The sequence below is a fragment of the Paenibacillus sp. FSL A5-0031 genome, assembly GCF_001956295.1.
In the GTDB taxonomy this organism is placed as follows: Bacteria; Bacillota; Bacilli; order Paenibacillales; family Paenibacillaceae; genus Pristimantibacillus.
Window position 1 is genome coordinate 75,382 of the sequence record NZ_MRTD01000001.1, and the last position, 14,196, is coordinate 89,577.

Consider the following 14,196-nt stretch of genomic DNA (forward strand, 5'->3'; position numbering starts at 1 on the left):
ATGCGCAAGAAGACATGGTTATTCGCAAGTCTAGTGAGTCTATCGCTGCTCATATCCGCATGTGGTTCGAACGGAAATTCAGGCGGATTGGCGAAAGATCCGGTTAACAGCCCCGGAACAACAGGCGAGGAATCATCGCAAAAGATCGATGAATTGAATGTCGCATTTCTCAGTGTAACCGGCACGCCACCGGATATGAAGGCAGTAGAAGATGAGATTAACAAGATTACAAAGGAAAAAATCAATGTAGCGGTTAATCTAATGCCAATCAATTACGGCGCTTATGCCCAGCAGGTTAACTTAATGCTGACAAGCAATGAGAAGTTAGATCTGATTGTCGTCGGATCACCGTTTGGATTTAGCTCCCAAGTGTCCAGAGGACAGTTGTTGTGGCTCGATGAGCTGCTGGAGAAGAATGGGGAAAATATTCGCAAGGTGCTTGACCCGGACTACTTGAACGCCAGTAAGGTTGATGGAAAGGTTTACGGCGTCACGCCTGTGAGAGACTTGGCAACAGCCAACGGATTTACAATGCGCAAGGATCTTGCAGATAAGCATGGAATCGACGCGAGTGCGATTAAAACACTGGATGATGTAGAAGCAGCGCTCAAAATCATTAAAGATAATGAACCAGACATTACGCCACTAATTCCTAGCGGAGCAGGCTTCTCCTTTTTGACCAGCTACAGCTGGCATGATGGTCTTAGCAACGGGATGGGTGTGCTTCCAGGCTACGATAATGGTCTGAAGCTTGTTAATAGCATCGAGTCTCCTGAATATGCTGCGCTCCTGAAACGGATGAGGAACTGGTATGAAGCAGGTTATACGTTGAAAGATTCAGCAACCAACAAGTCGAGTCAAATCGAATTAATGAAGGCTGATAGAGCTTTTGGTTATCTCTCTAAGCTGAAACCGGGATTTGATGCACAGGAGTCCAGATCCATTGGCAAGGAAATGATTAGTGCAACCTTGTCTAATCCTGTATCCATGACAGATCATGTGCTGAACATTATGTGGGGGATTCCGCGTCAAGCTAAGAATCCGGTGGCATCTATGAAGTTTCTGGATCTGATGTATGGGGATGCTGAGCTTGTTAATCTACTGGATTGGGGTATTGAAGGCAAGCATTATGTCAAAGTGTCCGATAATGTCATCAAATACCCAGAAGGCGTCACGATGCTGACGAACGGCTACAATTTAAATATGAGCTGGCTGTTTGGCAACCAGTTCCTCTCTTATGTATTTGAGGGTGAAGACCCGGATATTTGGCAGAAGATGAAGGATTTCAATGAGCAGGCGGTTAAATCCAAGGCGATGGGCTTTACGATGAATCCAGAGTCCGTAAAAACAGAAATAGCGGCAGTATCTAACGTCATCGCGCAATATTATCTTGTTCTGGAAACAGGTTCTGTGGACCCGGATAAGGTTTTGCCGCAATTTATTGAGAAGCTGAAGGCTGCAGGAATCGATAAGGTTATTGCGGATAAGCAGCGCCAGCTGGATGAATGGGCGAAAGCAGAGGGTGTGCAATGAGTCGTAAACTTCATGAATTGCTAAGTGGTGAGGAACGGAATTATATTCTTCCGTTCTTCTGGCAGCGCGGAGAAGAAGAGGCGGTCATTCGTGAGGAGCTGGCTCGTATACGGGAAGCGGGCATCCATGCCGTATGTGTGGAGTCCCGTCCCCACCCTGATATGCTTGGTCCACAGTGGTGGAAGGATATGGATACCATTATGGATGAAGCCCGGAAGCATGGCATGCAAATTTGGGTCTTCGACGATGATCACTTTCCAACAGGACACGCAGCAGGAAAGGTGAAGGAGGCGCCGCTGGAACACCAGCGGCAGTTCCTCTCAGAGCGTCGAATGGATGCACGCGGTCCCGATCCTGAAGCTTCATTCTTGCTGCGCCCCTGGTCGGTACTAGATGGTGCAAGACCTGTCGGTGCTGCTGCAGCTAGGCGTGATCCAGTTACGGGCGAGCTGGATGGGGAGTTTATTGCAATAGATCTCGATGCTTCTGTGCAAGACGGGGTTCTTTATTGGCCCGTGCCGGAAGGCTACTGGACGATCTGCTTGTTCGTTGTCACCCGGGAAGGCGGGGATGATCGCCGCAAAGATTATTTGAACCCGATCGTTCCGGAATCGACGCAGATTCTGATCGATACAATTTACGAAGCCTATTACGCACGATACAAGGATGATTTTGGCGTCACATTCGCAGGTTTCTTCTCGGATGAGCCTGGCTTCTATAACAGCAAAGCATCGTACGATTATGCTTCGGGTCTTGGCGATGCCAAGATGGCTTTGCCGTGGCGCTTCGATTTGCTGGAGCTGCTGGAGGCAGAATACGGTCCGAACCTGCGGCAGCATCTGCCTCTGCTCTGGCATGAGGGAGGACCTCAGACGTTTGCTGTGCGCTACGCCTACATGAACGTAGTGAGCAAGCTGTACGCAGAGCACTTCAGCAGGCGGATTGGAGATTGGTGCCGAGAACGGGGCGTAGCCTATATCGGCCATCTAATGGAGGACAATAATGTACACGCCAGACTGGGCTGCGGAGCAGGGCATTTCTTCCGTGCGCTGGAGGGGCAGGACATGTCTGGTCTGGATGTCGTGCTATGGCAAATTGTACCCGGTTTTGATGAAATGTCATTCTCATGGATGGGCGGGAAGACAGACAGTGTCTTTTTCCATTACGGGATGACTAAACTAGCTGCTTCACTGGGACATATCGACCCTAGGAAGCAAGGCAGAACTTTTTGTGAAATCTTCGGCGCTTACGGCTGGGCGGAAGGGCTGAAGCTGATGAAGTGGCTGACCGACCATATGCTGGTTAGAGGCGTCAATCATTTTGTGCCGCATGCTTTTTCTCAGAAGGAGTTTCCTGACTGGGATTGCCCGCCGCACTTCTATGCCAGAGGGTATAATCCGCAGTTCAGGTATTACCGACTGCTTAATGACTATACGAACCGGGTATGCCACTTGTTGAATGACGGGGAGCATATTGCGAGTGCTGCTGTGCTATATCACGCTGAGGCTGAATGGTCCGGGGAATACATGCTGTTCCAAGAGCCGGTGAAGCAGTTGATGCAGAGCCAAATCGACTGCGATGTGCTGCCGATCGATATCCTGGTTTCTTCGGAAGTTATCGATGGGGAGCTAGCGGTGCACAAAGAACGCTACCGCTGTCTAATTGTACCTTATGCCGAAGCGCTGCCAATAGAATGGCTGGGTAAGCTTACTGAGCTCGCATCATCTGGTTTGTCTATTATCTTCATTGACGCATTGCCAGTAAGAGCGAGTCAATCTGTACCATGCGAGGAAGTGCTGAAGAAGCTGGCGGCTTACCCTCAGGTTACGATAACACCATTGAAGCTTCTGGCAGAGACCCTTATCGACCGAGGGATGAATGAGCTAGTACTCAGGGACAAACAGCCTTATCTACGAGCCTACCAATACCGTCATGATCAATTAGAAGTTCTCATGCTGTTCAATGAGAATCCAGATCAGCCGATTGAGACTGGCATTACGCTCCCAGGCTCTGGTGTATGGCTTCGTTATGACGCATTCACTAACAAGGTGGATCGCGTAGGGGCAGGAGAAAACTATCAGCTTGATTTGCGACTGAGCACTTATGAATCACTAATTTTGCTTCGTGTACCGGATGGAGAAGAGGGGAATCTACCGGCACCAATAGGCGAGTGGCAGCGTGCTCCACTTGGGACAGATCTGAGCCTGCATGCCAGTGCGGATCGTGCTTTATCCAGACGTTTGATTGAGCATGTACAGTGGAACATTTCCCTGGCTACAGCCAAAGAATATCCAGCGTTCACACCTTGGGGGACCATGAAGGAGCTGCGTAATATGAGCTCACGCGACCTGTTGCCGAGATTTTCTGGCACGATGAAGTATGAGTGTGTTGTAACTGGTGAAACAACTGACCCGATATGGCTGGATCTGGGGCAGGTTTATGAGACTGCACAGGTGTGGGTCAATGGTCAGGATGTGGGTGTGAAGCTGTGTGCGCCTTATGTATGGAATATCGCTCGCTATTGGAAGCAAGGAGAGAATGAAGTGACTATCGAGGTGACCAATACACTAGCGAAGAATCAGCAGGACTGGTTCTCCAAGTTCGTCCAACAGGAGCCCTCTGGCTTGCTGGGTCCAGTTAGCATTATTGGTTCATCCGCGATCAGCCAGGGAAGCGGGGAGTAATATGGAACAAACCTATCGGCCCCGCCGGAAGAGCAGTGTGCGAAAGTACTATGTACTGCTACTTATGATGATACCGGGGCTTGTCTACTTGCTCATCAACAATTATTTGCCGATGTTCGGGCTAATTATCGCCTTCAAGGATTACAATTTTGCGAAGGGACTACTCGGCAGTGACTGGGTTGGCCTGAGAAATTTTGAGTATTTATTCAAAACGCAGGATGCCTATATCATTACACGCAACACGATATTGTACAATTTTTGTTTCATTATTTTAAATACTGCTTTTGCACTGGGAATTGCAATCGCACTGAATGAAATTCGCAGCCGCTTTATGTCGCGGTTTTACCAGAGTGTGTTACTGTTGCCTCATTTGATATCGATGGTTATCGTGAGTTATTTGGCTTATTCCCTGCTCAGCATGGAGACTGGATTTATTAACAAAACCGTTCTTTCCAGTCTGGGGATAGAGGGTATTTCATGGTATAGCGAATCGCAATATTGGCCATTCATTTTGACGATTATCAGCTTATGGAAAGGCGCCGGGTTCTTATGCGTCATCTATCTGGCTGCGATCATCGGCATTGATCCGGAATATTATGAGGCAGCAAAACTAGACGGGGCTTCCAAATGGCAGCAAATTCGCTATATTACTCTCCCATTATTGTATCCGATTATCATCATGATGACCTTGCTTGCCATCGGCAAAATTTTCTATTCTGATTTCGGTCTATTTTATCAAGTTCCGCTCGGCTCTGGAGCCTTAAATGATACGACACAGGTTATCGATACCTATGTGTACAGGGCACTAATGAATTTAGGCGATATTGGAATGTCTTCGGCAGCGGGGCTATATCAGTCCGTAGTCGGCTTTATACTTGTACTGTTATCGAATTACGCGGTGCGCAAATTCAACAAGGACAGCGCATTGTTCTAAGGCTTGGGACTGGAGTGTAGAAGCATGAAAACGATCAACAAGGGAATATGGCTTCATATTCCGATGATGGCCCTGGCGGTGGCCTGCGTGCTGCCGTTCCTGCTGCTTGTTATCTCATCGATCTCCGATGAGAGTTCAATTCTGCGGCAGGGATATACCTTCTTTCCGGATCAATTGGGATTAGGCGCTTATAATTATCTGTGGAATCACTCGGAGCAGCTCGCTCGTGCTTATGGGGTCACGGTGTTTATTACACTCTTCGGCACGGCAGCAAGTCTGCTGATGACCTCGATGCTTGCTTACCCTATGTCCAGACAGGGAGTGCCTTTACGTAACGGAATTGCATTTTTTGTATTTTTCACGCTGCTATTCAACGGCGGACTTACACCAACCTACTTGGTCTATGTCCAATACTTCGATATTAAAAATACCATTTTGGCCTTGATCGTACCAGGCTTGCTCATGAATGGCTTTAATGTGCTCTTAATGCGGACATTCTTCATGACGACGATTCCCCCGGCATTAATCGAGGCTGCGCAAATCGACGGATCAGGAGAATTCAAAATATTCTGGAAAATCATTGTGCCGCTATCGATGCCGATCGTAGCTACAGTAGGTTTGATTCAGACGATTATTTACTGGAACGATTGGTTTAATGGGATGATCTACGTGACCGATTCCAGGCTGTTCAGCGTACAGAACATATTGAATCGAATGCTAACCGACATCCAGTTTCTGACGGAGAGCAAGTTTAGTGCTCAGCTAGGTGAGGCTGGAGCTAACTTGCCGAGTACGACGGTGAAGATGGCGATTGCTGTGATCGGTGTTCTGCCGATTATGGTGATGTATCCCTTTTTCCAAAAGTATCTTATCAAGGGGATTACGATTGGTGCAGTGAAGGGGTAAGGGTATGTAGGGTTAAGGTGGATGAATGAATGGAACAAGTGAAAATAAAGGAATGGTTTCCTCTCATGATGGTGGAATTTGATAATTTTTATAAGAGTAAAACCTACAAGTTCAGCACAGGATACTCCACTCTTATTCAAATCTTATAGTGCGCACATCATTACGGACCACCCTTCAGGGTGGTTTTTTTTGAGAAAAATAGTGGAGCTGTAACAATAGCTATGCTCTCTCCAGTAATTATGTTAGAAATAAGGTGGAGCAATGAGACACGTTAATCATCGGTGTGTTTTTCTAGTACAAATCTAATATTCTCTTACTGCTTTAGAAATTCCGATGTTACCCATAAGTTTCAAGAAGTAGGCATATGCTCCCGCAACGCCTGTCAAGCGAGAGATAACATGCTTTTTGAGATAAATAGGAAAGTTGGTGTTATGCTCAAAAGGTAATGCCTCTCAAAACAGATCATCCTTTTGGTTGATCTGTTTTTTTGGCTAATCAATTATGCATTGTGCAAGTGAAGGGAGGCAGTTATTAAATTGGGGTTTTCAGAAAGGTTTAGTCTAAATTTATTAGGATAATAAAGCAGCAGATCATTATGGTTAGCTGCTTCTATGTTTTTATTGCTATTTTTTTCGATCATTCCTTAAACTCCGATACTTTTTTGGTGTCTTATTATATTGTTTTTTAAAAGACTGAATGTAGTGATTAACATGATTGATACCCACTTTACTAGCTACTTCGGTTATTGTGTATTCTGTGGAGATTAATAACTCAGCACTTTTTTTGATTCGATACTTAATTAAATAATCATAAGGAGTCGTATGAAGTGTTTTCTTAAAACTTCGAGTGCACTCAGAAACACTAAGGTGTGCAGAATCAGCTATTTCTTGTAGAGATGGGCTATTAACATAGTTCTGATGGATATAACTAATCATCAATTGAATTCGTTCTTGCTGCTGTTTTACGAGTTTATTTGATTCAACGCTAGCCATAGAAATATTTGTTATCATGGTTAACCATAACTGTACAGTCATAATAGAAGCCTCGTATTCCCAGCCCCAGCATCCTTTTTCGTTAAATTTATCTTTTAATCTCCAGAGTATCTCCAACATAGTGCTTCGCCAATCTGTTTCAGGTCTTATTACTAGCGATAAAAATAATGAGTTTGTATAAGGGAGTACATATTTTTGTTCCATTTGGCTATCAGAATAAAAAGCAAGTAATTTCTCTGGGAAATTGAAGCTTACGTACTCACTATTTTTATCAACTTGAGTAGATACGTGTAATACTCCCTTATTTATAAAAATTCCATGTCCAGCTTTCAGCTCATGAGTTTCGCCATTGACTTGCATTAAAATCTTTCCTTCAGTTACCAATGTAAACTGAAGTTCTTCATGCCAGTGTAGTTCATTAAAGCCTCGTCCCTTAGGAATACAGCTTAAAGAAGTTACGGTATACATAGCATACGGAAAAGAAGTATCGGGATATTGATTGATCTCATGTAATTTGTTATCCAACTATAGTTCTCCCTTTCGAAAATGACGATATATCTATATTTTTTAGCGATATAATTACAGATTACCTTTAATTATGATGATATTATTATATACCGTTAGATCTTTTCAATTCTACAAGTGGAGGTACCGATGAAACGAAATAAATCAAATGCTGCATTCAATCCGTATTTTTTGCTATGTATCAGTATTCTTGCTATTGCCATATCATCAATTATGATTAAATCCTCAAATACTCCCCCGTCCGTTGCAGGAATGTACAGGTTATTTGTATCTGTATTGATCATGCTTCCTTTCGTGTCTTGGAAAAAGCTTAAATTACTACGATTAACGAAATATGATTGGCTTCTTGTTTTAAGTGCGGGTTTTTTTCTCGGATTACACTTTCTTTTTTGGATGGAGTCTTTATCTTATACTTCAGTAGCAAGCTCGATGGTTATTTTAACTTTACAACCTCTATTTGTAATGATTGGATCTTACTTCATGTTTAAAGAACGAGTAAATAAACTAATGGTTTTATGCATGATAACTGCAGTTTTGGGTTCTATTATTATTGCGTGGGGAGATATTGGCGCCTCAAGAGAAGCACTATTCGGAGATGCGCTTTCATTATTCGGGACTATCGCCATTTCTGCTTATATGCTAGCAGGACAAAAAGTTAGCCATAAAATACCCGCTAATCTATATAGCATTATTGTTTTTTTTATTGCTGGTAGCGTCTTGTTGATTTACAGCCTAATGAACCATTTTTCTTTAATAGCTTATAGTTCCTCTGACTGGATGTATTTCTTTTTACTTGCCTTAATTCCAACTATTTTCGGCCATTTTATATTTAATCTGTTACTAAAATCAATTGGTGCGACTACTGTTTCTGTCGGTGTTATCGGTGAACCTGTGCTTGCCATAATACTTGCATACATTATCTTAGGAGAAGCTGTAAGTTTTTTTCAAATCCTCGGAGGATTATTTACAATAGCGGGAATGGGATTTTATTTTTGGGCTAAGTATAAATGATCACCTATATATTTTAATAAACAGAAGGTAACAAGGTAATTGGCTACCTTCTGATTCTATCACCACATTAATCTGACCGTTGGATAAAAGAAGTGGTCGTTCATTATCGATTTGTAAACTAAACATCTCTTGAGTGTTTTTGATTGCGAGCTGCGTTGCTTATGAAATCAGTAACTTTAAACGGCTGTGAAGCCGATTCAGGACGTCGACATCCTATATGCTAATGGCTCATATATGCCTTTATCATGAATGAATTATGATATAATAAACTGTAATCGGAGAGTGCACAAGTACGGTAAATGTATATTGGGGGAGGGCGCCCGAATGGACAAGAATGCAGTTTATAAAACAAACAGCTTCTATTGGGATACCAAAGGAAATGACTTTTTAGGGGCAATCGTGCTTCCCCTTTATGGAGCATTTGTGTCGGAAGAAAAATGCCAACTTTTTGGTGATGTCTCTGGAAAAAAGATTTTGGAAATAGGCTGTGGAAATGGACAATCCTTGCAGTATCAGGGGGAACGCAAAGCATCTGAACTGTGGGGTATGGATATATCAGAAAAACAAATTGAAAAGGCAATGCAGCATTTGACGTCATGCGGTCTTTCAGCAAAATTGATCTGTTCTCCCATGGAAGAAGAATGTGGCATACCAGAGGATTATTTTGACTATGTTTATTCGATTTATGCCATAGGCTGGACCACCGACCTTGAGGGTACTTTTTGCCGGATCGCATCTTACTTAAAAAAAGACGGCGTATTTATTTTCAGTTGGTCTCATCCTATACATAAATGTGTTGTTGCAGAAAATAACACACTTGCTTTTAATAAGTGTTATTTCGATGAATCCTGGTACTCGGTACCTCTTAATTTAGCCGGAGAAGGTATGTTAACATTGTCGGACCGTAAACTATCAACCTATGTGAATGCGTTGGCAAAAGCAGGATTTGTCATTGAGCAAATGATTGAGCAAACTGATGATGAAATAATGCAATCGCGGGACGATAAAAGCAGTGAATTTACAAAAAAAGCAAAGATGCTTCCTTTAACTTTTGTAATCAAGGCAAGAAAACTATAAGAGTTCAAGTTCAAGCGTAGAAGATGCTACTTGGGTTTCACTAATGTGCACAAATAACTTGAAGACTCTCCCGACTAGAGCTAATATCCAACAAGCACAATGACCGGTAGGGTTTTTATTATGAACGGGTTACAACCACTTAGCTTATGGAATAGTGAACCCAATCTTTTCCTTTAACAGCATTCATTTTTTCAAAAAAGATCTGAGCGCGTTTATTATCAGAAGAAGTTATCCAAGTCATGGAAGCATAACCATGATTATGTGAGTAGTTTTGACATGCTGAAAAAAGCTGTGATTCTACATCAGTACCTCTAAATTGTTCAATCACAAAGAGGTCGTTCATAACGGTGATTTTATCTGCTTTCATCGTGCTGAAAGTAAAGAATAATGTAGCAAAACCCACTAACTCTCCATTTTTTTCGGCTACAAACTGCACGCCATTTTGCTGGTCAAAAAGAGTTTGTATAAGATTATGAATTTTTTCGACAGGTGGTTTAGGATTTTGATAAAAACCGACGATGTATTCATACATTAACACGGTCAAATTGTGTAAATCATTAGGTTCAGCGTTTCGAATTAGAAATGACATTAGATAGGCTCCTTTTTTAAATGCATTTAATAATAATACAGTGAAAAGTATATTTATACAAACTTAATAATGGATGTTGAGAGTGACCAAAATTGAGCTAAATGGTTGTACATTATTATTTCAATAATAATAAGGTTATTTTGTTTGAGGTTCTAGAATGACTGATGCTAAAAAATAAGAGGAGACACCTTGTCAGGTGTCTTTTTTGCATTCTCGGAATACAGGGAGGCTAGTAAGAGGTATTCACTGAAAATGGAAAATCTAAGAGGATGCCTTCTTTTAAGCTAACAGCTCATATTCTTTATTATAACTTATATATTATGTACTAAATTTAATATATAACTTTAAAAATATCCTAAGTATAATAAACACAAATATACAGTCTTGGTATTAAAAAAATAGAAAAAGGAGGTATTACAAATAGAACTGCATATTGATATTCGGATTTTAGGGCATGTTGAGCAGAGGTTCAATACCGCAGTAAAACAAAAACGATGAGAGTTTCTTTGGACTTTTGAGAAAGCGTTTTCTATCCTAAGCATGATGAATCAGTATCATGTGAGCAGTATGACGGCAAAAATGCTTTGATTACTGCGAATGTTGGAATGGCAACAATAACCTACAATGCTTTGAACCAGTTATCTTTATTAAGCAAAGTAGAAATGATAACCTTTGACGAAATCGGTCTACCAGATGTTCATTTCATTAAACAAAATTATAAAGAAATGGGCAGACATGTTGTGCATTCTTTAATTTCTCAAATCAATGGAAAAAGTGTAGTCAAACTTTAAATAATACAGAAGAGTGGGGAATCGTATGAGCAAAACTTTTGTGAATCCATTACTAGTGCATGGCGCGGATCCTTGGATGTATAAACACGTAGATGGAACCTATTATTTTATGGTTACAAGAAGGAATCGTCTAGATCTATGGAGATCAGACAATATTACGAATATCGCCAACGGTGACAAAAAAACAATCTGGATCCCGGAAGAGACCGGAATTAACAGTAATAATCTTTGGGCTCCTGAAATTCATTATATTAATAAAAAGTGGTATGTATATTATACGGCGAATGATGGGGGCGGGGACAGTACTCGTAAAATATTCGTCCTTGAGAATGAGGAAGATGACCCTTTTGAAGGAACCTGGACGGATAAAGGATTTATTAATACAGAATATGCAGGCTTGGACGGTACGGTATTTGAACATATGGGCCGTCTTTTTTTCCTATATGCGGGATATGGCCATTTTCCGGAGTATGGGTCTGCGATTTATATGGCAAAAATGATCAATCCTTGGACAATAGAAGGAGAAAACGTCCTGCTAAGTGCACCAACGGACGCTTGGGAAATGCAAGGTGGTATGGCGATTAATGAGGGCCCTGTCATTTTGAAAAATAACGGGAAGATTTTTCTTGTGTTCTCGGCTAGCACTTGTTGGTCTGATGACTATTCACTAGGTTTGCTGACGTGCTCTGAACAGGATGATTTGATGAATCCAAAATCTTGGATAAAAACCGAAAGTCCAGTATTCCAAAAGAGCTTGGAAAACGAAGTGTTCGGGCCTGGGCATAATAGTTTTGTTAAGTCACCTGATGGCAAGGAAGATTGGATAATCTACCACGCTATTTCAGTATCAGGCGCAGGAAGTGCGCATCGAAGTACTAGAGCACAAAAATTCGGATGGGATGAACAGGGTAAACCCGATTTCGGAATTCCGGTCCCAATCGATCAGCCAATTGATGTGCCTTCTGGCGAATAATGAAATCGACTCAAATTTAGATAGGGGAGAGATAAAATGATGCGTTTGGCGCTATTTGGAGATTTGCATTTTTTTGAAAACAAATTTGTGCAAGGAAATGAAGAACTGTTAAGGGCTAAAGAATGTTTCTATGAAAAATATTTGCAAAAGCTATTCGAAATCGAGGCAGATTTACACATCTCCCTTGGCGATTTGACTCACATGGGAACGGAGGAAGAATTTGAAAGCGTATATCAATATATTCGTAGCTCCGGTGTGTCGTTTCGACAAGTACTAGGGAATCACGATGCATATGAATTACCTAAAACAAAACTTCAATCTTTGATTGATCAACCATTAAACGATGTATTTGAAACAAGTGATGCCTTGTTCGTGTTTGTTGATTCGACTAGAGAAATGGACCCGCAGGATTATAGCGGTCATCTTAATCCGGAACAATTGGAATGGTTGGAAGCACAAATGCTCGTTTCTCCATCTAAGCCAATCTTGGTATTTGCCCATCATCCCCTATATAACACGACAACTGGGTCACTGGATGAGAAGATGCATATTGATCCTACGATTGATATGCGAGCCGTATTACAAAAAAGACAAGGAAACTGTTTTTACTTCAACGGCCACAATCACGTACACTCCATTGTAAAGGAAGGACAATGGAACTTTATTCAAACTGCTGCAGGCTTGTGTCATCCTTCCATACGCATCGTGGAAATCGCTAAGTCTGAAGTTCGTACCCGAATCGTAGCCATCGAGGATGAAGAATTAGTAAGAGCTGCGCAGGTTTTATATGAAAAATTACCTCTGTATCATCGGCCATTAAATGCATATGGGCAAAACGCAGATCGGGATCAAATCATGTTGTTTTAGTGGCACAAACTAAAAAGATCGCTCTGTAGTGGAGGCAAAGCAATGAATGATGCTCTGGCAGGCGCGGATTCGATTCTGCCAGTTAAGAAATATTAGAATTTGCTTGCAGTTTCTGCCGTTTACTTTGTCAGCCGGACGCCTATTCATAAATTCATAATAACGGAGGAAAAGACTTTGAAAATCAGAGGTGTAGCGCATAGGGGTTATCCGGTGAAATTGCCGGAAAACACATTATCTTCGTTTCAGGCGGCTATTGACTTGTCCTTTACCCACTTGGAGCTGGACGTCCATTTGTCTAAGGACGGTGTGACCGTGCTGATGCATGATTTTGCCATTGACCGTATGACGGACGGGCAAGGTTTGATCCGCGATTATACGTTGGAGGAATTGAAAAGGTTCCGTGTGAAGGAAATAGAAACGATCCCGACGCTGGAGGAAGCGATGAAGTTGCTTAAGGGTAACATTTCTGTGCTTATCGAATTAAAGCAAACCGGAGACCGGTATCCGGGGCTGGAAGAAGCGGTGCTGGATGTTATTCGCCGTACGGATACATTGGACCAATCGCGGATTATCAGCTTCGACCATTTTTCCATAGCACGAACTAGAGAACTTGATCCTAATATTGAATTGGGAATGATTTGCGGTGGCAGTATGCCTTACGTTTTCCCGTTTATGAAGGAGATCCGCTGTACGTATCTCGGGGTGCATAAACAATTTATGACGCCAAAATATGCGGAGATGATTGCGGAGCACGGCATTGAATCCGGCCCTTGGCCGATTGATTCGATTGAGGATATGGAGTTAATCGCAAAAAATTATCCGACATCTCTGATCACAACTGACAATCTGGAGCTTTGGGCGGATTTTTACCGCAAACATCCCGAATTACATATTTCTTAATAAGTCATTTAGAAGTACATGAATAACAACTTTAACTGTGTAAAGGATAACCTTTTTGATGAAGGTTGTCTTTTTTTTTAGGCTTAATAACTTGCACACGCTCTATTCACTGGTTCACTTTCATTCTTAAAAATTCACAGCCATTAAGGCTGTGGAATCTTAATTAATGTTGATTATTGAACAAGGGTTCCGTTCTAAGTAAATAGTTGCCTCTAACCTCTGCAGCCCAATTTGCAAAGACCTCTCTCCATTGAACACTGTTAAAGAAATCGTCAACGGAGGAGGAGGTTCGTAAATTACCGCGTACGGGAGGAAGCTCTCTTACAATGCTTACGGGTGAAAGTTTTTTCATGGGAAATTGCTGTGCTTTATCCTTAGTTGTTTTTGTATTGCTCAATTCTCACATCTCCAATG

At 42.0% G+C, this 14,196-nt stretch carries 12 protein-coding genes; 9 read left to right on the plus strand and 3 right to left on the minus strand.

Going from position 1 to position 14,196, the window contains the following annotated elements; all coding sequences use genetic code 11:
- The 4 genes from BK120_RS00300 to BK120_RS00315 are packed head-to-tail and all read left to right on the plus strand — an operon-like array spanning window position 1 to window position 6,057.
- Window positions 1–1,533: an ABC transporter substrate-binding protein gene (locus tag BK120_RS00300; protein WP_076265485.1), complete on the plus strand. Its 1,533-nt coding sequence runs from the start codon at window positions 1–3 to the stop codon at window positions 1,531–1,533.
- On the plus strand, window positions 1,530–4,217 hold the full coding sequence (locus BK120_RS00305; protein WP_076265486.1) for a glycosylhydrolase-like jelly roll fold domain-containing protein: 2,688 nt from the start codon (window positions 1,530–1,532) through the stop codon (window positions 4,215–4,217). The genes BK120_RS00300 and BK120_RS00305 overlap by 4 nt, the downstream gene beginning before the upstream one ends.
- Window position 4,218: 1 nt before the next feature.
- Window positions 4,219–5,151 carry an ABC transporter permease gene (locus BK120_RS00310; RefSeq protein WP_076265487.1) on the plus strand — a complete coding sequence of 311 codons (933 nt, stop codon included), beginning with the start codon at window positions 4,219–4,221 and terminating at the stop codon, window positions 5,149–5,151.
- A 24-nt stretch (window positions 5,152–5,175) separates the two neighbouring features.
- Window positions 5,176–6,057 (plus strand): carbohydrate ABC transporter permease, encoded by an 882-nt coding sequence (locus BK120_RS00315; protein ID WP_076265488.1) that lies wholly within the window; start codon window positions 5,176–5,178, stop codon window positions 6,055–6,057.
- 623 nt (window positions 6,058–6,680) lie between these two features.
- On the opposite strand, the gene BK120_RS00320 is transcribed toward BK120_RS00315, so the two are convergent.
- Entirely contained in the window at window positions 6,681–7,574 is an 894-nt protein-coding gene (locus BK120_RS00320) for an AraC family transcriptional regulator (RefSeq protein WP_076265489.1), read from the minus strand.
- 129 nt (window positions 7,575–7,703) lie between these two features.
- Here BK120_RS00320 and BK120_RS00325 point away from each other — a divergent pair, with 129 nt between their 5' ends.
- A complete protein-coding gene (locus tag BK120_RS00325; RefSeq protein WP_076265490.1) occupies window positions 7,704–8,585 on the plus strand; it encodes a DMT family transporter in 882 nt (293 codons plus the stop codon).
- A 324-nt stretch (window positions 8,586–8,909) separates the two neighbouring features.
- Window positions 8,910–9,662: a class I SAM-dependent methyltransferase gene (locus BK120_RS00330; protein ID WP_256710743.1), complete on the plus strand. Its 753-nt coding sequence runs from the start codon at window positions 8,910–8,912 to the stop codon at window positions 9,660–9,662.
- A gap of 139 nt (window positions 9,663–9,801) precedes the next feature.
- Here BK120_RS00330 and BK120_RS00335 read toward each other — a convergent pair whose 3' ends face one another.
- Window positions 9,802–10,251, minus strand: coding sequence for a GNAT family N-acetyltransferase (locus BK120_RS00335; protein WP_076265492.1), 450 nt, complete (start codon window positions 10,249–10,251; stop codon window positions 9,802–9,804).
- Between the two features lie 816 nt (window positions 10,252–11,067).
- On the opposite strand from BK120_RS00335, the gene BK120_RS00340 reads away from it, so the two are divergent.
- The 3 genes from BK120_RS00340 (at window position 11,068) to BK120_RS00350 (ending at window position 13,782) form a co-directional block, all read left to right on the plus strand.
- Entirely contained in the window at window positions 11,068–12,015 is a 948-nt protein-coding gene (locus BK120_RS00340) for a glycoside hydrolase family 43 protein (RefSeq protein ID WP_076265493.1), read from the plus strand.
- Window positions 12,016–12,051: 36 nt separating this feature from the next.
- Entirely contained in the window at window positions 12,052–12,882 is an 831-nt protein-coding gene (locus BK120_RS00345) for a metallophosphoesterase family protein (protein ID WP_083681449.1), read from the plus strand.
- A 174-nt stretch (window positions 12,883–13,056) separates the two neighbouring features.
- Window positions 13,057–13,782 carry a glycerophosphodiester phosphodiesterase gene (locus tag BK120_RS00350; RefSeq protein WP_076265494.1) on the plus strand — a complete coding sequence of 242 codons (726 nt, stop codon included), beginning with the start codon at window positions 13,057–13,059 and terminating at the stop codon, window positions 13,780–13,782.
- Between the two features lie 163 nt (window positions 13,783–13,945).
- On the opposite strand, the gene BK120_RS00355 is transcribed toward BK120_RS00350, so the two are convergent.
- On the minus strand, window positions 13,946–14,179 hold the full coding sequence (locus BK120_RS00355) for a hypothetical protein (RefSeq protein ID WP_076265495.1): 234 nt from the start codon (window positions 14,177–14,179) through the stop codon (window positions 13,946–13,948).
- Window positions 14,180–14,196 lie beyond the last annotated feature (17 nt).

Coding starts and splice junctions, on each gene's coding strand:
- BK120_RS00340 (WP_076265493.1), top strand. CDS start 11,068: ATGAGCAAAACTTTTGTGAATCCATTACTAGTGCATGGCGCGGATCCT.
- BK120_RS00330 (WP_256710743.1), top strand. CDS start 8,910: ATGGACAAGAATGCAGTTTATAAAACAAACAGCTTCTATTGGGATACC.
- BK120_RS00325 (WP_076265490.1), top strand. CDS start 7,704: ATGAAACGAAATAAATCAAATGCTGCATTCAATCCGTATTTTTTGCTA.
- BK120_RS00335 (WP_076265492.1), bottom strand. CDS start 10,251: ATGTCATTTCTAATTCGAAACGCTGAACCTAATGATTTACACAATTTG.
- BK120_RS00305 (WP_076265486.1), top strand. CDS start 1,530: ATGAGTCGTAAACTTCATGAATTGCTAAGTGGTGAGGAACGGAATTAT.
- BK120_RS00315 (WP_076265488.1), top strand. CDS start 5,176: ATGAAAACGATCAACAAGGGAATATGGCTTCATATTCCGATGATGGCC.
- BK120_RS00345 (WP_083681449.1), top strand. CDS start 12,052: ATGATGCGTTTGGCGCTATTTGGAGATTTGCATTTTTTTGAAAACAAA.
- BK120_RS00300 (WP_076265485.1), top strand. CDS start 1: ATGCGCAAGAAGACATGGTTATTCGCAAGTCTAGTGAGTCTATCGCTG.
- BK120_RS00310 (WP_076265487.1), top strand. CDS start 4,219: ATGGAACAAACCTATCGGCCCCGCCGGAAGAGCAGTGTGCGAAAGTAC.